The sequence below is a fragment of the Jannaschia seohaensis genome (assembly GCF_900116765.1).
Taxonomy (GTDB): Bacteria; Pseudomonadota; Alphaproteobacteria; order Rhodobacterales; family Rhodobacteraceae; genus Jannaschia; species Jannaschia seohaensis.
On record NZ_UETC01000003.1, the window covers coordinates 448,537 to 474,792 of the forward strand.

The 26,256-nt window shown below is 68.1% G+C and carries 20 protein-coding genes; 17 read left to right on the forward strand and 3 right to left on the reverse strand.

Annotated features, from left to right (window positions below):
• Position 1: 1 nt before the first annotated feature.
• Positions 2-898 carry a DMT family transporter gene (locus DTQ71_RS10075; RefSeq protein ID WP_170125390.1) on the reverse strand — a complete coding sequence of 299 codons (897 nt, stop codon included), beginning with the start codon at positions 896-898 and terminating at the stop codon, positions 2-4.
• 277 nt (positions 899-1,175) lie between these two features.
• Here DTQ71_RS10075 and DTQ71_RS10080 point away from each other — a divergent pair, with 277 nt between their 5' ends.
• Both DTQ71_RS10080 and DTQ71_RS10085 read left to right on the forward strand, forming a co-directional pair.
• Complete coding sequence (locus DTQ71_RS10080; RefSeq protein ID WP_109564156.1) at positions 1,176-1,982, forward strand: IclR family transcriptional regulator; 807 nt, start codon at positions 1,176-1,178, stop codon at positions 1,980-1,982.
• A 20-nt stretch (positions 1,983-2,002) separates the two neighbouring features.
• Complete coding sequence (locus DTQ71_RS10085) at positions 2,003-3,601, forward strand: thiamine pyrophosphate-binding protein (RefSeq protein WP_170125391.1); 1,599 nt, start codon at positions 2,003-2,005, stop codon at positions 3,599-3,601.
• 11 nt (positions 3,602-3,612) lie between these two features.
• Here DTQ71_RS10085 and DTQ71_RS10090 read toward each other — a convergent pair whose 3' ends face one another.
• Positions 3,613-4,380, reverse strand: coding sequence for an HpcH/HpaI aldolase family protein (locus tag DTQ71_RS10090; RefSeq protein ID WP_109564158.1), 768 nt, complete (start codon positions 4,378-4,380; stop codon positions 3,613-3,615).
• Complete coding sequence (locus DTQ71_RS10095) at positions 4,377-5,195, reverse strand: putative hydro-lyase (RefSeq protein WP_245947389.1); 819 nt, start codon at positions 5,193-5,195, stop codon at positions 4,377-4,379. The genes DTQ71_RS10090 and DTQ71_RS10095 overlap by 4 nt, the downstream gene beginning before the upstream one ends.
• A gap of 179 nt (positions 5,196-5,374) precedes the next feature.
• Here DTQ71_RS10095 and DTQ71_RS10100 point away from each other — a divergent pair, with 179 nt between their 5' ends.
• From DTQ71_RS10100 to DTQ71_RS10170, 15 genes are all read left to right on the forward strand, one after another.
• On the forward strand, positions 5,375-6,325 hold the full coding sequence (locus DTQ71_RS10100; protein WP_109564159.1) for a tripartite tricarboxylate transporter substrate binding protein: 951 nt from the start codon (positions 5,375-5,377) through the stop codon (positions 6,323-6,325).
• A gap of 73 nt (positions 6,326-6,398) precedes the next feature.
• A complete protein-coding gene (locus DTQ71_RS10105) occupies positions 6,399-6,920 on the forward strand; it encodes a tripartite tricarboxylate transporter TctB family protein (protein ID WP_109564160.1) in 522 nt (173 codons plus the stop codon).
• Between the two features lie 13 nt (positions 6,921-6,933).
• Positions 6,934-8,463 carry a tripartite tricarboxylate transporter permease gene (locus DTQ71_RS10110; protein WP_109564199.1) on the forward strand — a complete coding sequence of 510 codons (1,530 nt, stop codon included), beginning with the start codon at positions 6,934-6,936 and terminating at the stop codon, positions 8,461-8,463.
• Between the two features lies 1 nt (position 8,464).
• Positions 8,465-9,415, forward strand: coding sequence for a branched-chain-amino-acid transaminase (gene ilvE, locus DTQ71_RS10115; protein WP_109564161.1), 951 nt, complete (start codon positions 8,465-8,467; stop codon positions 9,413-9,415).
• Complete coding sequence (locus DTQ71_RS10120; RefSeq protein ID WP_109564162.1) at positions 9,412-11,061, forward strand: hydantoinase B/oxoprolinase family protein; 1,650 nt, start codon at positions 9,412-9,414, stop codon at positions 11,059-11,061. The genes ilvE and DTQ71_RS10120 overlap by 4 nt, the downstream gene beginning before the upstream one ends.
• Positions 11,058-13,160 (forward strand): hydantoinase/oxoprolinase family protein, encoded by a 2,103-nt coding sequence (locus tag DTQ71_RS10125; protein ID WP_109564163.1) that lies wholly within the window; start codon positions 11,058-11,060, stop codon positions 13,158-13,160. The genes DTQ71_RS10120 and DTQ71_RS10125 overlap by 4 nt, the downstream gene beginning before the upstream one ends.
• Positions 13,161-13,231: 71 nt before the next feature.
• Positions 13,232-14,392, forward strand: a complete 1,161-nt coding sequence (locus tag DTQ71_RS10130; protein WP_109564164.1) for an acyl-CoA dehydrogenase family protein — start codon at positions 13,232-13,234, stop codon at positions 14,390-14,392.
• The gene (locus tag DTQ71_RS10135) at positions 14,392-15,903 is read left to right on the forward strand and encodes a 3-hydroxyacyl-CoA dehydrogenase (RefSeq protein ID WP_109564165.1); all 1,512 of its coding nucleotides are present in this window, start codon (positions 14,392-14,394) and stop codon (positions 15,901-15,903) included. The genes DTQ71_RS10130 and DTQ71_RS10135 overlap by 1 nt, the downstream gene beginning before the upstream one ends.
• A 4-nt stretch (positions 15,904-15,907) precedes the next feature.
• A complete protein-coding gene (locus tag DTQ71_RS10140; protein ID WP_109564166.1) occupies positions 15,908-17,383 on the forward strand; it encodes an aldehyde dehydrogenase in 1,476 nt (491 codons plus the stop codon).
• A 24-nt stretch (positions 17,384-17,407) separates the two neighbouring features.
• Positions 17,408-18,625: a 3-oxoadipyl-CoA thiolase gene (gene pcaF / locus DTQ71_RS10145; protein ID WP_109564167.1), complete on the forward strand. Its 1,218-nt coding sequence runs from the start codon at positions 17,408-17,410 to the stop codon at positions 18,623-18,625.
• Positions 18,622-20,292, forward strand: a complete 1,671-nt coding sequence (locus tag DTQ71_RS10150) for an enoyl-CoA hydratase-related protein (RefSeq protein ID WP_170125392.1) — start codon at positions 18,622-18,624, stop codon at positions 20,290-20,292. Before pcaF ends, DTQ71_RS10150 begins: the two co-directional genes overlap by 4 nt.
• A complete protein-coding gene (locus tag DTQ71_RS10155) occupies positions 20,289-21,083 on the forward strand; it encodes an enoyl-CoA hydratase-related protein (protein WP_109564169.1) in 795 nt (264 codons plus the stop codon). The genes DTQ71_RS10150 and DTQ71_RS10155 overlap by 4 nt, the downstream gene beginning before the upstream one ends.
• A gap of 439 nt (positions 21,084-21,522) precedes the next feature.
• Complete coding sequence (locus tag DTQ71_RS10160; RefSeq protein ID WP_109564170.1) at positions 21,523-22,248, forward strand: ABC transporter ATP-binding protein; 726 nt, start codon at positions 21,523-21,525, stop codon at positions 22,246-22,248.
• Entirely contained in the window at positions 22,248-24,611 is a 2,364-nt protein-coding gene (locus DTQ71_RS10165) for an ABC transporter permease (protein WP_109564171.1), read from the forward strand. Before DTQ71_RS10160 ends, DTQ71_RS10165 begins: the two co-directional genes overlap by 1 nt.
• A gap of 2 nt (positions 24,612-24,613) precedes the next feature.
• Positions 24,614-25,837 (forward strand): efflux RND transporter periplasmic adaptor subunit, encoded by a 1,224-nt coding sequence (locus DTQ71_RS10170; protein ID WP_245947390.1) that lies wholly within the window; start codon positions 24,614-24,616, stop codon positions 25,835-25,837.
• Positions 25,838-26,256 lie beyond the last annotated feature (419 nt).

Here is a 26,256-nt window from a genome sequence, read left to right on the forward strand (position 1 = left end):
TCTATGCCGGGCTCTTGGCCGGCACGCGGGTGGTGCTGACCCGGAGCACGATCGCGCCGCTCAGCACGATCAACGCGATCCCTACGCTATCGAGAAGCGTCGGCACTTCGGCGAAGAGGACATAACCCAGCAGCGCCGCGCCGACGATCCGGCCGTAATCCAGCCCGCCGACCAGCACGGTCGAGGAGACACGATAGGCCAGCGCGATGCAGCCATGTACGAGGATCGCCGTCGCGGCGAGCACGAGAAACCACAGCGCCTCGGTCGGCGTCGGAACCGTGACACTCGACGCGCCGATGGCCCCGTAGATCACGGCGCCGGCGAGGCTGAAATAGAACAGGACAGCATAGTTGCTGCTGCGCGCCGGGATGCGCCGCACCGCAAGGTTCATGCCGGCGGCGAGGATCGAGCCGATCAAGACGACGACCATGTCGAGCCCGATCTCCTCCACGCCCGGTCGAAGCACCAGCAGGGTGCCGATGAAACCCAGGATCAGCGCGGCCCAGCCGAGCGGTCGGACGCGGTCCCCGAACAGCAGACCGGCGAGCAGGACCGTCAGGGCCGGAGAGGTGAAGTTGATCGCCGTGACCGTCACCAGCGGCAGGGTTCGCAGCGCATAGTAGAAGCACGCCATCGTCGTCACGGCGAAGGCGGCGTGGATCGCATGGGCTTTCAGGTCGGCCCGGAGCACGGCGCGTCGGTTCGCCCCGAGCGCCAGAAACGGCAGCAGCAGCAGGAAGGTCAGCCAGCCGCGACCCGCCAGAAGTTCGAGCGGTCCGACGCCGAGCTCGGCCAGCATCTTCACCGCGACGCCGATGATCGGGACGAGGATCGTGTTCGCGAGAATCGCCACCGCGCCGAGCACGGGCCGCGCCTCAACAACGCCGGAGCCGCTCATCGCCGGCGCGCCGGCGCGCGGATGCGCGACGGCCTTGGCTGGGCCCAGCAGGACAAAAGAAGAATTGACATCGTTTTTCCCGTTCAAAAGCAGAAAGATGATAGCGCTTTGCTGAGCGAGTTCCGGTTCAAGACTAGGCCGAAACATGCGCGAAGATGGTCAAAACGCGATCCCGTGTTCCGCAGAACGGTTTTACGAAATCATTTTTGAATTGCCAGAACGGATTTTCCGCGCAACACTCTGCGACATGCCGTAGCAGCTGTGGAGCGAGACACGGATGAGCAAAGTCGCGGGTGAGTTGCAGGAGACGGCTGTGGACCCCTCCGGGGATCGCAAGTTCATCACGGCGCTCGCGCGCGGCTTCGAGATCCTCCGCGCGTTCCAGCCGGGCGGCGGCGCGCTCGGCAACCAGGAGCTCTCGGTCGCGACCGGCATTCCCAAGGCGACCGTCACGCGGCTGACTCACACGCTCGAAGAGCTGGGCTACCTGCGGCACCTCAAACCCGAGGGAAAATACGAGCCGACCGAGGCGATCCTCGCGCTCGGCTATTCGGTGATCTCCAACCTCGTGGTGCGGCAGGTGGCGCATGACCCGATGATGGAGCTGGCTCTGGAGCATGACGTCTCGGTCGGGCTCGCCTCCCGCGACCGGCTCAGCATGATTTTCGTCGATGTCTGCAAAAGCCGGCTCCTGTCGACACTGCATCTCGACGTCGGCTCGCGCGTGCCGATGCCCTCGACCGCTGTGGGTCGGGCCTTCCTCGCCGGCGTGACCGGCGATGAGCGCGCCTTCTTCTTCGAGCGCTTCGAGGAGCGGCTCGGCAAGGAGGCATGGTCCGATCTGCGGCCGCGCGTCGAGGATGCGATCGCCCAGGTGGACGAGCGGGGCTACTGCTACGTGGAGGACGAATGGCACCGCGGCATGCGCGCGGTGGCAACCCCCCTCGTGGCCTCCAATGGCAGCGCGGTCATGTCGATGATGTGCGGTGCGCCGGCCTTCCGCGTCGAACGCGCGAAGCTCGAACAGGAACTCGGTCCGCAGTTGGCGCATCTCTGCGCCGGTCTGGCGCCGAGCCTGCGATGAACAAGGGTGGAGACATATCCGTGGCGACAGAGCAAACGCTTGCCGAGGTCCTGATCGGTGCGCTGCATGCGCGGGGCACGCAACGCATCTATGGCGTGCCCGGTGGCGGCTCCAGCCTCGACCTGATCGCGGCGGCCGAGGCCCTGGGTATGACCTTCGTTCTCACCCGGACCGAGAACGCCGCGGTGATGATGGCGGCGGCCGATGCGGACCTGACCGGCGCGCCTGGCGCGGTGCTGACGACCAAGGGGCCCGGCCTCGCCCAGGCGATGAACGGCATCGCGCATGCCGCGCTCGATCGCGCGCCGGTCGTAGTCATCACAGACGGGTTTTCCGAGGCGCTGGCGCGCTACGTCACGCATCAGGTCTTCGACCAGAAGGCGATGAGCGCGCCGGTCGTCAAAGGCTATAGCCGGCTCGAAAGCGACGACCCGGCGGGCGAGATCGCGGCGCTGATCGACACGGCGCAGGCGGGCGTACAGGGGCCGGTGCATATCGAGCTGACGGGGGCGGCGGCGCGGCGCGTGGTGCCCGTCGCCGCGCGCCCGTCCAGCCCGGAGGACTCGGCCGCGCTGCCGGATCTTTCGCAGGCGCACGCGCTTCTCGCGCAGGCGAAGCGGCCGGTCGTCGTGGTCGGGCTCGAAGCCCGCGGCGAGGCCCCGGAAACCCTCGCCTTCGTCGAGTCCCTGGGCTGCCCCGTCCTGACGACCTACAAGGCCAAGGGGATCATCCCGGACGATCATCCCGCGCGCGTCGGTCTCTTCACGGGGGGCGCGGCCGAGGCGCCGACCATCGACCAAGCCGATCTGATCGTGCTTGTGGGCCTAGATCCGGTCGAGCTGATCCTTCAGCCCTGGCGCTACGAGGTGCCGGTGCTCGACATCGCCAAGAACCGCCACAGACCGCATTATGTCGAGGCAACCGCCGAGCTGCACGGGCCTCTGGCGCCGGTTCTCACGGCGCTTGCGGGGCGCAACGCGTCGGGCGGCTGGTCGATGGACGAGATCGCCGCGCTGCGCGAGGGGCAGCGGGCGAAGATCGGGTTTCCAGGCAGCACCGGGATCACCGCGCAGACCATCGTCGAGCAGGCGGCCGAGGCGTTTGGCCCCGAGGCGCGGATCACGGTCGATGCTGGCGCCCACATGCTGAGCGCCACCGCCTTCTGGCCCGCGATGCGTCCCAACGATGTGCAGATCTCCAACGGGCTGGCCTCCATGGCCTTCGCCTTGCCGGCCGGCATCGCGGCCGCGTTGGCCGAGCCGGGCACGCGGGCGCTGGCCTTTACCGGCGATGGCGGGCTCAAGATGTGCATCGGCGAACTCGCGACCGCCGTGCAATACGAGGCCGATGTCACGGTCATCGTGTTCAACGACGGCGCGCTCACGATGATCGATCTGAAGCAGCAGAGCCGCGGCCTCGCGCCGGCTGGCGTCCGCTGGCCCCGCACGGATTTCGCGGCCGTCGCCAGGGGCTTCGGCTGCGCGGCATGGCGGGTCTCCACCGTCGAGGAGTATAACGCGGCGCTTGCGGCGGCGCGCGAGACGAAGGGGCCGTCCCTGATCGACGTGGTGCTCGACCCGAAGGGCTACGCCGCGCAGCTCAAGGCGATGCGGGGGTGAGGGCGATGTCTCTAGTCTCCCTTGAGCGCGCTCAGCCGCGCCCGAGCGCCGGCCATGAACATGGTCACGTCATTGCCGGCGAGAACGAAATGCATGCCCAGACCGATATAGCGTTGGGCCATTCCGGCATCGGCCACGCCGCCGAAGCCCGCGATCTTGCCATGGCGCCGCGCGGCCTGCGCGACCTTTTTCATGGCGTCCACCACCTTCGGGTCGTCGTAGACGCTCGGCACACCAAGCTGGAAGGTCAGGTCGGAGGCGCCGACGAAGAGGATGTCCACCCCGTCGACCGAGGCGATCTCGTCGACCGCGTCCACGGCGGCGGCGCTCTCGATCATGACCGCGCAGAGCGTGACCGGATCGAGCCGCTTGGCGGCTTCCGCAAAGCTCAGCGGCGTGTAGCCCAGCTGCGGCACGAGCCCCGGCACGGAGCGCTCTCCCAGCGGCGGGAAGCGACACTGCCGCGCGACGGCGGCGGCGGTCTCGGGCGTGTCGACATGGGGGACGATGACGCCCATCGCGCCGTTGGACAGCACGCGATGGATCGGCCCGGGAGACGCGTCCGCCATCCGCACCATCGGCGTGACGCCCGCCTCGACGCCGGCCAGCGCCATCTGCGTGATCTGGTCGAAGCTCAGGGGCCCGTGTTCGAGGTCGAGGAACATCCAGTCATAGCCCGCATCCCGCAGCATCGGCGCGATATCGGTGGTGCGGGTCAGCCGGCAGCTCACGCCGAAGCAGGGCCGGCTCTCAAGCCTTTCGCGAAGCGGGGCGGTCATAGAGTGATGTCCTCCAGTTTCAGGTCAGAGAGAAACATATGACCTGTGGTGTGCGTGATCATGAAGGGCAGCTTCGCCGCCATGGCCACCGCCTGTGGGGTCACGCCGCATCCCCAGAACATGCAGGTTTCGTTCGGACCGATCTCCGGCGGCAGGCCCCAATCGACGGCGGCCACGTCGGTGATCCCGATCTCGGCCGGGTCGCCGATGTGAACGGGGCCGCCATGGGTCGCGGGATAGCGGCTGGTGACCTCGGTCACGCGCGCGACCTGGTCGTTCGGCACCGGCCGCAGGGACACGACCATCGGTCCGGCGAACGGACCGGCGGGCGCGCAGGCGAGGCCCGAGGTGTAGACCGCGATCCGTCCACCGGGGGCGCGCAGATGCTTCACGTCGAGCCCGTTGGCGAGCAGCACCGCATCGAAGGAGAGCGAGCATCCCATCGCGAAGGCCACGAGATCGTCGCGCCAGAGATCGCGCAGATCGCCCACCTGCGCGCTGAGCGCGCCGTTGCGATAGACGCTGTAGCCCGAAAGATCGGTGCGCACATCCGAGCCGGGCGCGATCTGCCGGAATTCCGGGTCGCCCGTATCGGTGACGTCGAGCAGCGGGCAGGGCTTCGGGTTGCGGTGGCAGAAGCGCATGAAATCGAGGGCGAATTCCTCGGGGACGATGGCGAGGTTCGCCTGGACGTGCCCTTTGGCGAGACCATGCGTCGTGCCGCGCCAGCGGCCGCTCCGGATCGCGCCCCGCACCTCGGCCGCCGAGGCCATTTCGAGGCTTTCCCTTACGTCCAGAACGTCTCCGTCGGCCACGCCGATCCCTCCCTTTTCGATGCTGCCGCGTGCCCGGAAAGGCACGCAAGGCATCGCAAAAGCATCCATTCCGCCCCGACGGCAGGGTTCGGTTCCGGTCGCTTGACCGGCCGTGACCTCCGCCTCGCAAGGATGGGTGCATTCGCCGCGCAGAAAGCGCATTCAACAGGAGAGCAACCATGATCAAACACCTTGTCAAGGGCGCGTTGGCGCTCGCGTTGACCGCCGGCCTTGCGCATGCGGACGAGTATCCCTCCGAGTCGATCACGCTGATCGTGCCCTATTCGCCCGGCGGCAACGGTGACATCACCTCGCGCTTCATCGCCGACAAGGCGAGCGACATCATGGGCGTGAATTTCGTGGTCGAGAACCGCGCGGGCGGCGGCGCCTTCATCGGCATCAACAGCTGCGCCAATGCCGACCCGGACGGCTACACGATCTGCTTCATCTCCACGAGCCCGATCACCGTGCGCCCGCATGTTATCGAGGCGCCCTACGATCCCATGACCGACCTGACCTATCTCGGCCAGTTCATGCTGTCCAAGCAGCCGGTCATCGTGCGGGACGACGGCAAATTCAACTCAATCGACGACGTGATCGCCTTCGCCAAGGAAAACCCCGGACAGCTGCGCTGGTCGGCGGCCGTGCCGCGCGGCGGCCCGCATCTCGCCACCGAGGCGATGTTCCGCGCCGAGGATGCGGTGACTACCTTCCTGCCGTCCAAGGGCGGCGCGGTGGAGCTGGCGAACCTGCTTTCGGGCACGATCGATCTGGCGGTGATCTCGGATTACGGCCCCGCGCTCGATAATGGCGAGATCAAGATCCTGGCCGAGACGAGCCCTGGACGGAACCCGCAAGCGCCCGACGCGCCGACGCTGAGCGAGCTGGGCTATCCGCTGGAACTGGCGTCCTTCTTCGCCCTCGCGGCCCCCGCGGGTCTGTCCGAGGAGGTGATCGCGACCTGGGACGACACCATGAAGCAGATCACCGACAGCGAAGAATTCAAGACGCTGATGGACCGGATCAAGGGGCAGGGCGCCTACCTGAACTCCGCAGACTTTACCGCAAGGGTGCGCGCGGACTTCGAGGCCATGGGCGAGGCGACCCAGACCTACGGCCTCGCCAACTGATCCCACACCCTGAAACGCGGCCGGCAGCCTCGGCGCTGCCGGCCGACCTCCTGCACGTCCGAAGGAACCGACCATGCCCGCCCATGTGCGCCTCGAGTTATGGCTGATCGCCATCCTGCTGCCAGCAGTCGCGCTCTTCGCATTCTGGTTCGTGCCGTTGTCGATCGACGCGCCGCAAGGCTTCGGTGCGGATAGCGAGATATCGCCGCGGTTCGCGCCCTATCTGCTCGCGAGCCTCATGGCCGCCGCGATGATCGGGCGCCTGCTCCAGATCGGAATCGCCATGATGCGCGGCACCGTCGACGATCTCGCGGATGATCTGATCGGCGAACTCGGCACGGCCGAAGAGACCCGGCGGGGCGGCGTTCTGAATTTCGTGTCGAACCTCTACGCCTTCGTGCTGATCCCGGTCCTGGGCTTCTACATCGCGAGCATCTGCCTCGTGACCTACCTCGTGCGCAGGCTGGGCGAGAGCCGGATCTGGGTCTGTGCGGTCATCGCCGTCGCGGCGGCAGCCTTCACCTATCTTCTATTCGAACAACTGCTGAGCGTGCGCCTGCCCGACGGGCTGCTCGGCGACGCCCTGGAGGGCTGAGACCATGGAGACCATGGATAGTATTCTCGCGGGCGTAGCGCTCGCGCTCACGTGGCAATCCATCTTGGCCGTGCTCGCGGGCATCGTGGCCGGGCAGCTTCTCGGCGCGATTCCGGGCCTGACCGCGACGATGACGGTCGCGCTGCTCATCCCGTATACCTACTATCTCGACCCTTGGGTCGGCATCCCGATGCTGGTCGGCATGTTCAAGGGCTCGCTGTTCGGCAGTTCGGTGACGGCGATCCTCGTCAAGACGCCCGGCACGCCAGCCGCCGCCGCCACAGTGCTGGACGGCTATCCGATGGCGCAGCAGGGCAAGGGCGAAAAGGCGTGCAAGATGGCGCTCTACAGCTCTGTCTTCGGTGACAGCTTTTCCGATATCGTGCTGATCTTCGGCGCGTCCTTCCTCGCGGCGATCGCGCTCAAGTTCGGCCCGGCGGAATACACGCTCCTGGTTGCCTTCTCGCTGCTGACCATGGGGTTCGTCTCGGGCGCCAAGATCTGGAAGGGCCTCTTCGCGATGCTTCTGGGGATGCTGCTGGGCATCGTCGGGCTCGATCCGGTCACCGCGAGCCCGCGGCTGACGCTCGGTTTCCTCGAACTCGAGGAGGGCATCGGCCTGATCCCGATGCTGATCGGCTTTCTCGCCGTGGCCGAGGTCATGCGGCAGATGGAACTGCCCCGGAAACATCTCGCCACCAGCACCGTGTCCTTCTCCGACGATCCCGCAGACCGCCGCGTCTCGTGGCTCGAGTTCAAGGGCGTGCTGCCGACCCTGCTGAAGTCCTCGTCGCTCGGCACCGCGGTCGGGGCACTGCCCGGCATCTCGGCGACCGTTGCCGCCTTCCTGGCCTACAACGAGGCCAAGCGCTCCTCGAAGAACCCCGAGAAATACGGCAAGGGCGAGCTGAACGGCATCGCGGCCCCCGAGAGCGCCAACAATGCCGTTTCCGGCGCGAACCTGATCCCGCTGATGGCCTTCGGCATCCCCGGCGACATCGCCGCTGCGCTGATCCTGTCGGCGCTGCTGATCCAGGGCATCACCCCGGGGCCGGTCGTCTTCCGCGACAATCCGGAGCCGATCTATGCGATCTTCACGGCGCTGCTCTTGGCCAACTTCTTCAACCTCATCCTCGGTCACGGCCTCATCAAGATGGCGCGCCGCGTGGTGACGGTTCCGAAGCGGATCCTGTTCCCGGTCGTCCTGGTGATCGCGGCGGCGAGCGCCTACGCCATGCGCGGCTCGATCTTCGACGTGCAGCTCGTGTTCCTGTTCGGCCTGCTGGGCTGGGGGCTGACCAAGCTCGCCTTTCCGACCGTGCCGCTGCTCATCGGCTTCATCCTGATGCCGATCCTGGAATCGAACCTGCGGGTATCGATGCTCATAGCGGGTTCGGTTCCCAACCCGTTTGCCTATTTCCTCGGGCGGCCCGCCTTCGTCACGTTGCTGGTCGTGATGTTCCTGCTGCTCGTGCTGGTCATGCGCCGAATCCTTCGGGACCGGGAGGCCGCCCGGGCGGCCGGACTGAGAAGCGGCGGCTGACATGGCGGGAGGAGCGATCTATCCGGTGGGCTATCTCGACGGTGCCTACATCCCGGCCGGAGACGTGCGGCTGCCCTTGCTGGCGCCGGGCGTCACCTACGCCGCCTCGGTCTTCGAAGGCGTTCGCGGCTATGTCGACCATGCCGGCAAGGGAGTGAACCTGTTCCGGCTCGGGGAACACATGGAGCGGCTCGTGCGCTCGACGCAGATCCTGGGTCTCGACGATATCCCCTCGGCCGAGGAGATGGGGGAGGTCACGCTTGGCCTGATGGCGCGAAACGGGGTGCGGGAGGACTGCTATATCCGCATCCAAGTCTATCTCGGCGGCGATGGCGAGATGACGGCGCGGGGACCGACCGGGCTGGCGATCCTCGCCCGCCCGCGTCCGCAGTTGGCCGACCGGCTCGCCAACGGTATTCGCTGCCAGGTGTCGAGCTGGCGGCGCAACACCGACAATGCGAGCCCGGTGCGTGCGAAGGCCGCCGCCAATTATCTCAACAGCCGTCTCGCGGGGTTGCAGGCCAAGGCTGACGGCTATGATACCGCCCTGATCCTGACCGAGAGCGGCACCGTGTCCGAGGCGCCCGGCGCCTGCCTGTTCATGGTGCGCGACAACGTCCTGATCACGCCGCCGGTCACTTCGGGCATCCTCGAAAGCCTGACGCGAGACACGATCCTTCGGCGCGCCCGCGCGCTTGGGATCGTGGACGATGTGGTGGAGCGTCCGGTCGACCGGACCGAGCTGTATGCCGCGTCCGAGGTCATGCTCGTCGGCACCGGCATGGAGGTCGTGCCCGTCGTCGGCATCGACCGCCTGACCGTCGGCTCCGGCGCACGCGGCCCGATCACCCGGGCCCTGCAAGACGATTACTTCGCCATCGTCCGCGGCGGGCGGGACGCACCCGCGCAATGGCTCAGCCCGATCCCCGACTTGAAGGAGACACCGCAATGACGGAGCGGAACCCGGCAACACTCAACCCGGTCAAGGTCGGCGTCGTCTGGGAGCGCCTGAGCGGCTTGATGGACCAGGTCGGGGAGACCTGCGTGCGCACGTCCTTTTCCTCCGTCGTGCGCGAGAACTACGATTTCGCCATCGGCCTGCTCGACAAGCGCGGCCGGCAGATCGCGCAGAGCCGGCGCAGCGTGCCCTCCTTCATCGGCACCATGTCGCGCACGCTGACGGCCATGCTCGAAAAGTTCCCGATCGATACGCTGTCGGACGGTGACGTGATGATCACAAATGACGGCTGGCTCGGCACGGGGCATCTCAACGATATCACGATGATCAAGCCGCTGTTCCGGGACGGGCGGCATATCGGCTTCATCGGGTCGATCTTCCACACCGTCGATATCGGCGGCGCGCCGTCGCCCGCGGCGAAGGATTGCTACGAGGAAGGGCTCAATATCCCCGTCTCGAAGATCCTGATCGCCGGGGAGGAAAACCAGATCCTCGTCGACATTCTCGAGGCCAACCTGCGCGAGCCCGAGGAGACGCTGGGCGATATCCGTTCGGGCTTCGCCGCCTATCACGCTTGCGCGGCGCGGCTCTTCCGCCTGCTCGACGACGAGGGGCTGCCCGATCTCGAAGCCTTCTCGGACGATGTGCTCGACCGCTCCGAGGCGAGCCTGCGCAGCGCCATCGCGGCGATCCCGGACGGAACCTATTCCGACGTTCTGACCGCCGACGGCTTCGACCATCCGCTCGACATCCATGTCAGCGTCACGATCCGCGGCTCCGACATCGAGGTCGATTTCGCCGGCACGACCGACCAGATCGAGCACCCGGTGAACTCGCCGCTGACCTTCACGCAGGCCTATAGCTGCTACGCCATCAAATGCGCGCTCGATCCGGGCACGCCGATCAATGACGGGGCGTTCCGGCCGATCACCGTCAAGGCGCCGGAGGGGTGCCTGGTGAACCCCAAGCGCCCCGCGCCGGTCTGGGGCCGGCACCTGTCGGGGCATTACATGCCGCCCGCGATCTACGGCGCCCTGAGCCAGGTCGCGCCCGACAAGGTCATCGCCGATTGCGGCTCGCCGCTCTGGAACGTCTATTTCAAGGGCCGCCGCAAGGACGCGGACCGGCCGTTCGTGAAGATGTTCTTCATGAATGGCGGACATGGCGCGCGCCCGAACCAGGACGGACCGGGCTGCTTGAGCTTTCCCTCCAACGTGTCGAACCAGGCCATCGAGCAGTTCGAGAACCAGGTGCCGATGCTGGTGGAGGAAAAGACGCTCGTCCCCGATACCGGCGGCGCGGGACGGTTCCGGGGCGGCAACGCGCAGCGCCTGACCTTCCGCAATCTGGGCGAGGCGCCGATCACCGTAACCATCCGCCACGAGCGCGTCGACAACCCGCCGCGCGGCCTGCTGGGTGGTGAGCCCGGCGCGGGCGGGATCGACATGATAAACGGCGAACGCATCCCCGCCAAATCCCGCAACGTGATCGCCCAGGGCGACACGGTGACCTTCCAGACCCCGGGCGGCGGCGGCATGGGCTCGCCCGCGGATCGGTCCCCTGACGCGATCCGTGCGGATCTGGCCAGCGGTCTCGTGACCCCGGCCTTCGCCAAAAAGCACTACGGATACGAAGCATGAATATTCAGAACCCAGATGCGCCCATCGCCGCATCCTACCGGATCGGAGTCGATATCGGCGGCACGTTCACCGATGTCGTGATGCTCGACCCCGCAACAGGCAAGCTGTTGAACGAAAAGGTCCTCACCACGCCCGACGATCCGTCGCAGGGCGTGCTCAACGGGGTGACGCGCATTCTGTCCACGGGCGCGGCGCAGGCGTCGTCGGTCCAGACCGTGATCCACGGCACGACGCTCGTGGCCAATGCCCTGATCGAGCGCAAAGGGGTTAAGACCGCCCTCGTGACGACCAAGGGCTTCCGGGACGTACTCGAGATCGGGCGCGAGTTGCGCTATTCGATCTACGATCTTTTCATCGACACGCCGACGCCCCTCGTGCCGCGCAGCCTGCGCTTCGAGATCGATGAGCGCATGACGAGCGACGGCACGGTTCTGCGAGCGCCCGATCCTACGGCCGTGTCGGCGCTGGCCGACGACTTGCGGGCCGCCGGTGTGGAGGCGGTGGCGGTCGTCTTCCTGCACGCCTTCCGCAACGACGAAAACGAGCGCGCCGTGAAGGCGCAGCTCGCCGAGGCGCTCCCCGGCGTAACGATCTGCACCTCCTTCGAGGTGATGCCCCAGATCGGCGAATACGAACGGACCTCGACCGCCGTCGCCAACGCCTTCGTCCAGCCGATCTTCGGAAATTACATCGCCCGGCTCGTCGCCGAGATGGCGCGGCTGGAACTGCCCGAGGACCTGTTCCTGATGCTGGCCGATGGCGGCACCGTGCATCACGACACGGCCGTGCGTTATCCGATCCGCCTCGTTCAGTCCGGCCCGGCCGGGGGCGCGCAGGCCGCGGCGGTGTTCGGGCGGCTCGCCGGAGAGCCCGACATCCTGTGTTTCGACATGGGCGGGACGACCGCCAAGGCCTGCCTGATCCAGGACGGCGAGGCCCTCAAGACCGACAATTTCGAGGTCGCGCGGGTGTTCCGCTTCGCCAAGGGCAGCGGCCTTCCCTTACAGGTGCCGGTCATCGACATGATCGAGATCGGCGCCGGAGGCGGCTCCATCGCGCAGGTCGACAAGCTCGGCCTGATCCGCGTCGGCCCCGAAAGCGCCAGCTCCAAGCCCGGCCCGGCCTGTTACGGGCTCGGCGGCGCGCGCCCGACGGTGACCGATGCCGATCTCGTGCTAGGCTATCTCGATGCGGCGTCGTTCCTCGGCGGCGACATGGCGCTCAGCAAGGAGGCGGCCGAGGATGCGATCCGCCGGGAGCTGGCCGAGCCGCTGGGTCTTTCGGTCGTCGATGCCGCTTGGGGGATCTACGAGACCGTCAACGAAAGCATGGCGCAGGCGGCGACGATCCACGCTCTCGAAAGCGGCCGGAAGGTTCAGGACTTCACGCTGCTGGCCATCGGCGGGGCCGGTCCGGTCCATGCGTCGAACCTCGCGCGGCGGATGGGCGTGCGGCGGGTGATCTGTCCGCTCGGGGCCGGTGTGGCCTCGGCCTTCGGCTTCCTCGCCTCCCCGACCTCCTTCGAATTCGTGCGCGCCGCCATCGAACCGGTCGCGGCGCTCGATCTCGAACGCATCGACGCGATGATCGGCGAACTCGAGGAAGAGGGGCGGCGGCTGGTGACCGCCGCCGGTGTGGCGCCCGAGGATGCGACGACTTCGGTCGGCGCGCTGATGCGCTATGTCGGGCAGGGCTACGAGGTCGAGGTGTCGGTGCCGCGCAGCGTCGTTGTGGCGCGGGACACGGGCGAGATCGCCCGCCTTTTCGAGGCCCGATACGCGCAGCTCTTTGGCCGGACGGAAGCGATGGATATCGAGGTGATCTCTTGGCGCGTGCTCGTCTCCGGCCCCAAGCCGGTGCTCGAGCCGACCGCGGCGCTGAGCGAGGGGCCGGCCCTCAAGGGCCATCGCGCGGTATATTTCAGCGAAGCCGGCGGTTTCGTCGATACGCCCGTCTATGACCGCTACCGCGTCAAAGCCGGCGCGCGGATCGACGGGCCCGCGCTCTTCGAGGAGCGCGAGTCTACGATCATCGTGCCGCCCCATGCCGTGGCCGTGCCGGATGTGCACGGCAACCTGGTCATCGACCTTTCCGACTGAAGCAGGATCGGGGAGAGGTCTCTCCCCGATCAAAGATCACGCCAGACATCAAACAGACCCAGGAACGAAAAGTGGACTTCACACTCGAACCGGAACGCCAGCTCTTTCAGGACACCGTTCGCAAATTCGCCGACCGGCACCTCCGGGTCGGCGCGCTCGAGCGCGCCCGGAAGGCCGAGTTTCCCTTCGATGCGGCAAAGCTCATGGCCGAGAACGGGCTTTTCGGCATCACGATCCCCGAGGCCGAAGGCGGCATGGGCGGCACGCTCATGGATGCGGTGCTCGCCATCGAGCAGGTCGCGCTCGTCTGTCCGAAAAGCGCCGACGCGATCCAGGCGGGCAATTTCGGCGCCATCCGGACCTTCGCGGAATACGCCACACCCGCCCAGAAAGAGAAATATCTCGGGCCGCTCCTGCGCGGCGAGAGCGTGATCGGCCTTGGCATGACCGAGGCCGGTGCGGGTTCCGCGGTGACGGATCTGACCACCGAGGCGCGCGAGGACGGCGACGGCTACCGTGTGACCGGCGGCAAGGTCTTCACCAGCCATTCCGTCGAGGCCGACACCTTCCTCGTCTACCTGCGCTTCGGGCCGGGGCTCTCGGGGATCGGCTCGGTCATCATGGAGCGCGGCATGGACGGCTTCTCCTTCGGGGAGCCGAGCACCTACATGAACGGCGAGCGGTGGTGCGCGCTCTATTTCGACAATGTCTATGTGCCGCGCGAGAACGTGCTGCTCGGGCCCGGCGGCTTCAAGAAGCAGATCACCGGGTTCAACGCCGAGCGGATCGGCAATGCCGCGCGGGCGCAGGCCCTGGGCCGCTTCGCCTTCAACACCGCCCGGGACTACGCGCTGGAGCGCACCCAGTTCGGCCGCCCGCTGGCCGAGTTCCAGGGTCTCCAATGGAAATTCTCGGACATGCTGATGAAGCTGGAGGCGGCGCAATTGCTGCTCTACCGCGCCGCAGTAAGCGCCGACCGGGGCCTGCCCGACGGGCAGCAGACCGCGTTGGCGAAACTGGCCTGCAACACGGCCGGGTTCGAGGCGTGCAACGAGGCGATGCAGGCCATGGGTGGGCTCGGCTATTGCGACGAGTCCCTCGTGGAATTCTGTTTCCGCAAGTCGCGCGGCTGGCAGATCGCGGGCGGATCGCTGGAAATGATGCGCAACCGCATCGCCGAGGGGATCTTCGAGCGCCGCTTCTCGCAGCGCGCGCCGAAGGCGCCGGCGTAATGGAGGCCGGCGCGACAATCGCCGTCATCGGCGCGGGCACAATGGGGCGCGGGATCGTGCAGGCTTTGGCCTCCGCCGGCTTCCGCGTGCTGGTCCACGACCAGAGCGCCGACGCGGCGCGGGCGGGCGCGGATTTCGCGATCCGCATGCTCGGGCGGGCGGCCGAAAAGGGCCGCATGGATCCGGTGGCGGCAGAGGCCGCACAGGGGCGCATCTCTGTCGCGGGTGCGCTGGAGGATCTCGCCCCGGCAGCCATGGCGATCGAGGCCGTGGCCGAGATGCTCGACGTCAAGCAGGCGCTCTTCGCCCGGCTGGAAGAGCTGCTCGCCCCCGACGCGGTCCTCGCGACGAACACCTCCTCGCTCTCCATCGCGGCCATCGCGGCGGGCATGCGCGATCCCGACCGCGTCGTCGGCCTGCATTTCTTCAATCCGGTTCCCTTGATGAAGGTCGTCGAAGTGATCGCGGGCCTCAAGACCGGGCAGGCGGCGACCGAAGCCGCGCTCTCGGTGGCGGCGCAGATGGGCTATCGCGCGATCCAGTGCCGGGACGCGCCGGGCTTTCTGATCAACCACGCGGGACGGGGGCTGACGACCGAGGGGCTGCGCATCGTGCAGGAGGGGCTGGCGGCCGAGGTCGATGTGGACCGCGTGATGCGCGAGGGCCTCGGATTTCGCATGGGGCCGTTCGAGCTCTTGGACTTGACCGGGCTCGATGTGTCACTGCCGGTCTTTCGCCAGATCTACGACCAGTTCTTCCAGGATCCGCGCTATCGGCCCGGTGTGCATCTCGCCGCGCGGGTGGCCGCGGGACTCTACGGGCGCAAATCCGGCGAGGGATTTTATGCCTATCCCGACGGGGTGCGGCGCGATCCGGACGAAGCGGCGCCAGATGGCCAGCCGCCCCAGCGCGTCTGGGTTCCACCCCGGATGCGCGACGACCTGTCGGCGATCCTGCCCGCGCTCGGCGAAGCGGGCTGTGCCATCGACGAGAGCGCCGACGCGCCCCCGGACGGCGCGCTTCTGGTGGCGCCATGGGGAGACGACGCCACGGAGACGGCGCAACGGCTGGCCCTCGATGCCGCGCGCGTGATCGCGATCGACCCGCTGACCCAGGCGGCGGACCGGGTGACGCTGATGGGCACGCCCGCCACGGACCCGGCGCTGCTGGACGGGGTTCATGCCGCGCTGCGCGCCTCCGGGCGGGACGTCACGGCGATCGGGGACAGCCCCGGTTTCATCGCGCAGCGTATCCTCGCCGTCATCGTGAACATCGCCTGCGAGATCGCCCAACTCCGGATCGCCACCCCCGCCGATATCGACGACGGCGTGCGGCTTGGCCTCGGTTATCCGAAGGGGCCGCTCGCCTTCGGCGACGCCGTGGGCCCGGCGCGGATCATGCACATCCTGACCCGGCTCTCCGCGCTGACCGGAGACCCGCGATACCGGCCGAGCCAATGGCTGCGCCAGCGCGCGACACTCGGTCTGAGCCTCGGTGAGACGAAAGGATAGCGCGATGAAGGACTACCACATGTGGATCGGTGGCGCCCCGTGCGAGGCGGCGTCGGGCGCGCGCTTCACCTCGACCAATCCCTACACCCGGGAGGAATGGGCGCGGTTCCCCCGCGCCTCGGCGGATGATGTCGATCACGCGGTCCGGAGCGCCCACGCGGCCTTCACCGATGGAGACTGGCCGACCTGGACCGCCAGTGCGCGCGGCGCGGCGCTTGTCCGCCTCGCGGCGCTCGTGACCGAACATGCCGACCGGCTCGCCGAGATCGAGGTGCGCGACAACGGCAAGCTTTTCGCGGAGATGTCCAACCAGGCGCGCTACATGGCGAACTGGTATGCCTATTACGGCGGGCTGGCCGACAAGGTCGAAGGCCTCGTGCCGCCGATCGACAAGCCCGGCGTGCTCAACATGGTGACCTACGAGCCGTTGGGCGTCTGCGCGCTGATCACGCCATGGAACTCGCCGCTGCTGCTGCTCGCATGGAAGCTCGCGCCCGCGCTGGCCGCCGGCAACACCGTCGTCATCAAGCCCTCGGAATACACCTCCGCCTCGACGCTGGAACTCATGGCGCTGGTCGAGGAGGCAGGCATTCCGGCGGGCGTGGTCAATGTCGTCACCGGCTTTGGAGACGAGGCGGGTATGCCGCTGGTGACGCATCCCCTGGTGCGGAAGGTCGCGTTCACGGGCGGCGAGGCGGCGGGCCGTGCGATCAACGAGGCCGCGGCGCGCGACTTCAAGAAGGTGACGCTGGAGCTGGGGGGCAAATCGCCCAACATCGTGTTCGACGACGCCGATCTCGACGCGGCCGTGCCCGGCGCCATCTCCGGCATCTTCGCCGCCTCCGGCCAGACCTGCATCGCGGGCTCGCGGCTCCTGCTCCATGATGGCATCTACGACGCCTTTCTCGAACGCCTGCTGGAGATGACTCGGGCGGCGAAGCTCGGCGATCCGATGGAGGCGGATACCAACATCTCGCCGGTCGCGACCGAAGCGCAGCACCGCAAGATCCTCGACTATATCGAGATCGCCAAGGCCGAGGGCGCGACTTGCGTGCTTGGCGGCAAGGCGGCAAGCCCCGGCGGCGCGCCGGGCTATTTCGTCGAGCCCACGATCTTCACCGACGTGCGCAACGACATGCGCATCGCGCAGGAAGAGGTGTTCGGCCCGGTCTTGTCGATCATGCCATTTTCCGACGAGGACGAAGCTGTCGCGATCGCCAACGACGTGCTCTACGGCCTCGCGGCGGGTGTCTGGACCAACGACCTGCACCGCGCGTTGTCGATGTCGCGCCGGCTTCAGGCGGGCACGATCTGGGTCAACACCTACCGTTCCACCAGCTACACGACGCCATTCGGCGGCTACAAGTTGAGCGGGCTGGGCCGGGAAAATGGCAGCCAGGCGATCATGGAGTATCTACAGCCCAAATCCGTGTGGCTGGCCGAACCGAGAGCGGTCGCCAACCCGTTCATCCGGCGCTGAGACGAACCGAGGGAGGAGGCAGACATGCACGCATTCATCTGCGACGGACAGCGCACGCCCTTTGCCCGCTATGGCGGAGCGCTTGCCGGGATCCGGCCCGACGACCTTGGCGCCTTGCCGATCCGGGCGCTCATGGCGCGGGCGCCGGGGGCCGACTGGGCGGCGCTCGACGACGTGATCTACGGTGGCGCCAACCAGGCCGGCGAGGACAACCGCAACGTGGCGCGCATGTCCGCGCTGCTCGCCGGGCTGCCGGTGGATGTGCCGGGCGTCACCATCAACCGCCTGTGCGGTTCGGGCCTGGACGCGGTGGGCACGGCGGCCCGGGCGATCCGCGCGGGGGACGCAGAGTTCCTGATCGCCGGCGGCGTCGAGAGCATGACCCGCGCGCCCTTCGTCATGGCCAAGGCCTCGGCGGCCTTCGCGCGGACGGCCGAGATATACGACACGACCATCGGCTGGCGCTTCGTGAACCCGGCGATGGCTGCCGCGCATGGCACCCACTCGATGCCGGAGACGGCGGATAACGTGGCCGAGGAACACGGCATCGCGCGCGCCGACCAGGATGCTTTCGCCGCACGGTCGCAGGCGCGCTATGCCGCCGCCGCCGAAGCCGGGGTCTTCACCGAAGAGATCGTCCCGGTGGAGGTGCCCGTCCGAAAGGGCGACCCGATCCTGTTCTCGGTCGATGAGCATCCCCGCGCCGGCACGACGGTGGAGAAACTCGGCAACCTGCGCCCGCTCAACGGGGCGGACAAGACCGTGACGGCCGGCAACGCCTCGGGCGTGAATGATGGGGCGGCCGCGCTGGTCCTCGCCAGCGAGGCGGCTGCGGCGAAACACGGGCTCACCCCACTTGCGCGCGTGGTCGCGATGGCCACCGCCGGCGTGCCGCCACGTGTGATGGGGATCGGCCCCGTGCCCGCCATCCGCAAGGTATTGGCCATGACGGGGCTCGGCATCGGGCAGATGGACGTGATCGAACTCAACGAGGCCTTCGCCGCGCAGGCGCTGGCCGTCACCCGCGCGCTCGGGCTACCCGACGACGCCCCGCAGGTGAACCCCAATGGGGGGGCGATCGCGCTCGGCCATCCGCTCGGCGCCAGCGGGGCGCGGCTCGCGCTGACGGCGGCGTTCCAGCTGCGCCGGACGGGCGGGCGGTATGCGCTCTGCGCCATGTGCATCGGTGTCGGGCAGGGGATCGCCTTGGTCCTAGAACGCGCAGAGGCGGGCGAGCGGTGAAGGGGCCCGTCCACATTGCGCAATCCGAAGGGCTGGCCTGGGTCACCATCGACAACCCGCCCGTCAACGCCATATCGGCTGCCGTCCGGCAGGCGCTCGCGGAGGCCGTGGATGCGGTCGGACGCATGCCGGTCGCCGCCGCCGTGCTGCGATGCGCGGGGCGGACCTTCGTGGCCGGGGGGGACATTACCGAGTTCGACGCGCCGCCGGTCCCGCCGGACCTGCCCGACGTGATCCGCGCGATCGAGGATTGTCCGGTGCCGTGGATCGCCGCGATGCATGGCAGCGTCTTCGGCGGGGGTCTGGAGATCGCGCTTGGCTGCGCGTGGCGGGTCGCCGTTCCCGGCACCTGCTTCGCGCTTCCGGAGGTGACGCTGGGCATCGTACCAGGGGCGGGCGGAACCCAGCGGCTGCCGCGCCTCGTGGGCGCGGCACTTGCGCTGCGGATGGCAAGCAGCGGCGCGCCGGTGACGGGCGAGACGTTCCACGAGGCGGGCGGGCTGACGGCCCTGCTGCCCGATCTCGAAGACCCGACACTGCTCAATTTCGCGCGTGGTCTGAACACGCGCCCGGCTCCGGTCCGGTCCGGGACGGTCGCGCCGATGCCGCCGTCGTGGTGGGCCGATCAGAGGGAGACGATCGCGAAAGAGGCCGGCGGCGCCGTCGGGCCGTTGGAGAATTTCCAGTTGATCGCAAAAGCCGCCGATCTCCCTTTCGAAGAGGGGCAGCCGCTTGAGCGTGCGCGTCATCTGGCGCTTCGGGTCGCCCCGCAGTCACGGGCGCTGCGGCATCTTTTCCTCGCCGAACGCGCGGCGGCACGGCCGCCCGTCCCGCTGCCCTTGGCCCGGCCCGCGCTCGCTTCCGTCCTGCTGCCCGGGACCGACCGCCTCGCGGACCGGATTCGCGGCGCATTGGCGCGCGCGGGCGTTGACGTCATCGAGGCGCCGCGCCCCGAGGCGCCCCGCCCGAACCTGATCCTGCTGACCGGATCCGAGGATGTCGTCGCGGAGGCCGATCTGGCGGATGTGCCCGTGCTTCGGGCCTTGGAGCCCGGGACGGCGCCCGCGCTCGCAGGGGGTGGGTCCGATGTCGTGCTCTGCCTGGGGCCATCGGGCGCAGAGGCGATGGAGATCGCAGCCGGCCCCGATGCGCCGCCCGCGTCCGTCGCTCTGTCGCTCGCTCTGGCAAGGCGGCTTCGCCTCACGCCGGTCTTCTCCGTCCCTGGCCCGGGCCTGGTGATGGCGCGGATCGCCCAGGCGGTTGCGCGCCACCGCGCGGCCTGCGGCACGACCGCCGCGGACATCGCCGAGGCGTGGCGTCGTTTCGGCGGGCAGGACAATGCCCTTATCGCGCCGCCGGAGGTCTCCGGCGGCCTCGAACCTGGTCTGCCCGACCCCGCGGCACAACCGGGACCGGTCCTGCAAGGGCTTCTCGCGGTGCTCACCAACGAATGTGCCTGCTGTGTCGAAGAGAGGCAGGTGAGAGGCGCCGCCGCGGTCGACGTGATCGCCGTCAGGGCCTTCGGCTTCCCGCGGTGGCGGGGCGGTCCGATCCATTACGCGGAGACAGTAGGGAACGACATAGTGGCGGAGTGGATGCAAGCTGTCACGCGGTGCGCGCCCGGCGAATGGCGGCTCTCGACCATGCTGGATTCGGTGACCGCATGAGCGGCGCGGACCATCTGCTCGTCCGACAGGACGGAGCCTGTCTGCATCTGACGCTGAACCGTCCGGAGAAGCTCAACGCGTTGACGACGGAGACCGTGACGGGGCTCACCCATGCGATCCAACAGGCCAGCACGGATCCGGAGGTGCGGGCGATCCTGTTGACCGGGACGGGGCGCGCCTTCTGTACGGGTCAGGATCTCGGGCGCCGGAATCCGGATGGGCCGGACTGGCCGCCGGACCTGAGCGCCAGTGTCGAGACGGTCTACGGCCCGCTCATCAAATCCATCTTGCGCTCTCCCAAGCCGCTGGTCTGTGCCGTGAACGGCGTGGCGGCCGGGGCAGGGGCCAACCTTGCGCTGGCCTGCGACATCGTGCTGGCCTCCAAGACTGCGCGCTTCATCCAGTCCTTTTCCCGGGTCGGCCTGATCCCGGATGCCGCAGGCACATGGGTGCTGCCGCGGCTGATCGGTCTGGCGCGGGCGCGGGCGATCTGCCTGACGGGCCGCCCGGTCACGGCGGCGGAGGCCGAAGCTTGGGGTATGATCTGGAAATCCGTTCCCGATCCGGATCTTGCGGCAGAGGCGCGGGCGCTCGCGACCTCGCTTGCGGCGGGTCCAACACGCGCCCTCGGCCTCACGAAGGAGGCGCTGCTGGCATCCGCCGGGGCGTCGCTCGACGAGCAAATCTCGGCGGAAGCCCGCGCGCAAGCGGAGGCCGGGGCGACATCCGATTACGCCGAGGGCGTCCGGGCCTTTCTGCAAAAGCGGCAGCCACGGTTCCGGGGCGAGTGACCGGCGCGCCGGCGGGGGCAGGGCGCAGGCACGACTGCCACCGCCGGCTGGCAACCAGAACGCTCCGCGGGGCCTTCGCCGGGCGTTCAAGAAGAGTCTCGCGCCCGCGTTCACCAACGAGACGGTCGAAGGACGCAGAGGGGCCTCCGCACGGATCAACATGAAAAGGGACCCCACAAATCTGGCCGCAGCCGGATTGCACGCGGCCCGGTTCACGAGGACAGGTGGGACAGGAGAGCAGGCCGGGGCCGGACGTTCTCCGGTCTCGATGGGAACCCGGCGAACAGGATCGATCAGGGATCGCCAAGACCCGGATCGAGTTGTCGCGGGAAGCGGAGACAGGAGGCGCGCCCGCGGTCCATGGCCCGCGGGCCAGGTAATTGACTGCGATTGCCAACGATCAAGGCGCAAGCCACGCCGCTGTCGCTAGTCTTTCCGCATGTCAGAAGAGGCCTCGGGACACCCAGCGATCCTGCGCACTGCAGCGGTCACGAAAGTCTACCGCACGGGTGCGGTCGCCGTTCACGCACTACGCGGGATCGACTTCGCCCTTTATCCCCACGAAGTCGTCGCCCTTCTGGGCGCATCGGGATCGGGAAAATCGACGCTGCTGAATATCCTCGGAGGGCTCGACCGTCCCACATCCGGTCGCATTTTCTTCCGTGACCGCGAGCTCACGAACCTCGATGACGAGGAGCTGACCGAGTTCCGGCGCGCGCATGTGGGCTTTGTCTTCCAATTCTACAATCTCGTGCCCAGCCTGACGGCGCGCGAGAATGTGGCGCTCGTGACCGAGGTGGCCGAGAACCCGATGCGCCCGGAAGAGGCGCTGGAGCAGGTAGGCCTTTCGGCGCGGCTCGATCATTTCCCCTCGGAACTCTCGGGGGGTGAGCAACAGCGCGTCTCGATCGCACGGGCCATCGCCAAGCGCCCCGAGATCCTGCTCTGCGATGAGCCGACCGGCGCGCTGGACAGCACAACCGGCGTAACGGTTCTCGACGCGCTGATCGAGGTCAACCGCAATCTTGGGACGGCCACCGCGCTCATCACGCATAACGTCGAGATCCGGCGCATCGCCGACCGCGTCGTCTACATGGCGGACGGTCGGATCACCCGTGTTGAGGAGAACGAAGCCCGCGTGGCGCCTTCGGAGGTGAGCTGGTGATGCGGATGCTGGACCGCAAGCTCCTGCGCGACTTGCGGCAGATCTGGGTGCAGTGCCTCGCCATCGCACTGGTGCTGGGGTGCGGGATCATGGTGCTGATCCTGGCGACCGGGACGCAGCGGTCGCTCGAAGCCACGCGGGCGGCTTATTACGAGCAGAACCGCTTTGCCGACGTCTTCGCGACCCTCACCCGAGCGCCCCGCAGCCTGCTGGCCGAGATCGCGCGGCTCGATGGCGTGGCCCGGGTCGAAGGGCGCGTCGTGTTCACCGCCATGATCGATCTCGAGGGCAAGCCAGAGCCCGCTGCGGCCATCGTCATCTCCGTCCCGCCGAGCGGCGAGCCGGTGCTGAATGTGCCAGTGGTGCGCCTTGGGCGCATGCCCCGGCCCGACCATCTGGAGGAGGTCGCCGTCTCGGAGGCCTTCGCCGAAGCCAACGGATTGCGGCCCGGCGACAGCTTCCGCGCCGTTCTGAACGGCCAGATGCGGCCCCTGCGGGTCGTGGGGCTGGTGATATCGCCCGAATACATCTACACGGTCGGGTCCGGTGCGATCGAGCCTGACGACGAGAATTTCGGTATTCTCTGGCTCAGCGAACGCGCCGCAGCCTCGGCCAAGGACCTTTCGGGCGCGTTCAACGACCTGACGCTGACGTTGGCGCGCGGTGCCGACGAAAGGGCGGTCATTGCGGGCGTCGACCGCCTCCTTGCGCCTTATGGCGGAACCGGCGCCTACGGGCGCGACCGGCAGCCCTCGAACGTGTTCATCGAGGGCGAGTTGAAGCAGCTCGGCGCCATGGCGACGGTGCTCCCGCCGATCTTCCTCGCCGTCTCGGCGGTTCTCGTGAACATGGTCCTCGGGCGGCTCGTGGCTCTCGACCGGGGACAGATCGGGCTCTTCAAGGCAGTCGGCTACAAGACGCGGGCGATCTCGGCGCATTACACGAAGATGACAGTCGGAATCGGCCTTGTCGGCATCCTGCTCGGCTGGGCCTTCGGCTGGTGGCTGGGACACGGGCTGACGGAAATCTACACGCGCTATTTCCGCTTCCCCAGCCTGCTCTATCGGCCGGGTGCCGCGCCGATGGCGATCTCGGGCCTGCTCGGGATGGCGGCGGCGGTCTTCGGCGGCCTTCGCGCGGTGCGGTCCGCGACGCGTCTTCCACCGGCGGTCGCCATGTCGCCGGCGGCCCCCCCGGTCTACCATCGCGGCTGGCTCGACCGGCTGGGGGGACGGCTTCGGTTCCGGCAAACGACGATGATGATCCTGCGTTCGCTGGTGCGCTGGCCGGGACGCGCGGCCGTCACGCTCTTTGGTGTCTCCGGATCGGTCGCCGTGCTGGTCACGTCCTTCTTTACCTTCGACGCGATCGACCTGATCCTCGACGAGCTGTTCGAGCGCGCCAACCGGCAGGATGCGACGGTAACGCTTGCCCATCCGGTCAATGCGCGCGCCGAGCTCGATGCGCTTGCTCTGCCAGGCGTCATGGCGGTCGAGGGTCTTTACGCCGCGCCGGTCCGGCTCGTGAACGGCACGCGCTCGCGGCTGGTGAGCCTGCAGGCGCGCGCGCCGGACGCCCGGCTCTCGCGGCTGCTCGATGCCGATGGTGAGGCTTTGCAGATGCCCACGGCCGGCCTCGCGCTTGCGGCGGGTCTGGCCGATGCCCTCGCGGTGGAGCCCGGCGACCGGATCCGGGTAGATCTCCTGAGTGCCCCACGCGGAACCTGGGAGATCCCGGTCTCCGCCGTCATCCGCCAGAGCCTGGGACAGGACGCCTATATGAACCGGGACGCGTTCTTCCAGCTGATTGGAGAGGCGCCGCAGGTCAACATGCTCCACTTGGCCATCGACCGGAACAGGCTGCCCGAGCTTCAGGCCAAGGTGCAGGAGACACCCACCATCGCGCGCTTCACGCTCTGGAGTGAAATACGGCGGCAGTTCGAGGAGACGCTCGACGAAAGCCTGGCGACGATGACCGTGATCTTCGCGTCGCTCGGGATGCTCATAACCATCGGCGTCGTCTACAATGCCGCCCGGATCCAGTTGGCCGAACGCGCCTACGAACTGGCGTCTCTCCGGGTGCTCGGGTTCCGCCGCAGCGAAGTGGCCTATGTGCTCATGGCCGAGCAGATGCTTTTGACCCTCGCCGCCATTCCGGCGGGCTGGCTCTTCGGATACGGGTTCTGCATGCTCATGGCGGAAGGATTTTCCACCGAGGTGGTCACGATCCCGGTGGTGGTCACCCGCCGGACCTACGCCGTTGCCACCCTGATCGTCATCCTGACGGCGCTTGCCTCCGTCCTCGTTGTGCGGCGCAGGCTGGACCGCATCGATATCGTTCATTCGCTCAAGCAGAAGGAATAACCGTGTTCCGATCCGCCCGAACCGTCTCCGTCGCGCTGATCGCCGCCCTGGTGGCCGGTGGGCTAATCTGGGCGCTGCTGCCCGCGCGGGTGCGCGTCGATCTTGTCGCCGTGCGGCGGGGGCCGATGCAGGTCACCGTCTCGGCGGAAGGGATCACCCGCGTCCGCGACACCTGGCTTGTGACTGCGCCCGTCACCGGTGAAGCAAGGCGCTCACCCGTCCATGTCGGCGACGCCGTGACGGCGGGCGAGACCGTCGTCGCGGCGATCGAGCCGGCCGAGCCGCCTTTCCTCGATGCGCGCGCCCGCAGGCTGGCCGAGGCCGCCGTTGTGGAGGCCGAGGCCGCGGTGCGTCTGGCCGGGGCGAGCCTTTTCCGGGCCGAGACCGAACTCATGCATTTCGAGGCCGAACTCGACCGGGCCCGCGCGCTGACCGACCGCGGCACGCTCGCGCAGGCGATGCTGGAGGATGCCGAGCAGGCCGCGCTCTCGGCGCGCGCGGCGCGGGACGTGGCTCAGTCCGATCTCGACATGCGGCGCGCCACGCTTGCTCGGATGGAGGCGCAACTGGAAGGACCGGAGACGCTCGCGTTCGACGGGTCCGCCGATTGCTGCGTCGAGATCACCGCGCCGCGCACCGGCGTTGTTCTCGACCTCGTGGACGAGAGCGCGCGGCTGGTCACCGCGGGCGAAACCCTCCTGATGATCGGCGATCCGGAGGATCTCGAAATCCATGTCGACCTTCTGTCGAACGACGCGATCGGCGTGGTCCTCGGGACCCGCGCCCGCGTCGAGCGTTGGGGCGGTGACACGGTGCTCGATGCCGAAGTCCGGCAGATCGAACCCTCGGCCTTCACGCGCGTCTCGGCCCTTGGCATCGAGGAACAACGCGTGCCGGTCGTCCTCGACATCCTGTCACCGGCGACAGAGCGCGTGGGCCTCGGCGACCGCTACCGCGTCTATGTGACCCTCGTCACCTGGGAGGGGAAGGACGTGCTCCAGGTGCCGCAAAGCGCGCTGTTCCGTTCGGCGGGCGAATGGGCGCTGTTCGTGGAAGAGGACGGGCGGGCGGCTCAAAGGTCCGTGAAGGTCGGCCATATGTCCAGCGACTGGGCCGAGATCGTCTCGGGCGTCCCGGAAGGCGCGCGGGTGATCGCCTATCCCGGCTCCTCCATCGAGGATGGAACCCGTATCGAACCCCGCGAGACCGCGGCCGAAGCGTCCTGACCCGTCGCCGGCACTGAATGCGCCAAAGCATGGGGACTTGAGGCAGCGATCCGGACAACATCACGCTGGTCCGGCGTCGTCGGGTCACGCCCTGCTCCCTTGCACGAGAGAGGGCAGCGCTGCGACCTCTTCGGCTGGCTCGGTCGCGACCGGTTACGTCTCTGCGATGCCCAGGACGCACAGCGCGTTCAGGATCGCGGCGACGCCGCTTTCGACGGAGATACGGCGCGCGGCCCGCTCGGCTATCACGCCGCTAAAGCACCGGACGTTATCTCCGAGTCACATTTTGCGTTGGCGGCGGTCCCGTGGCTCCCTCTGTCGGGTGTCTTGTCATGGCGAGAACGTTGTCGATGGATGTGCGGCGTCGCTTCGCGCGTCTGATCGGGGAGGGGATGAGCGGGAGGGCTGCGGCGGCGCGT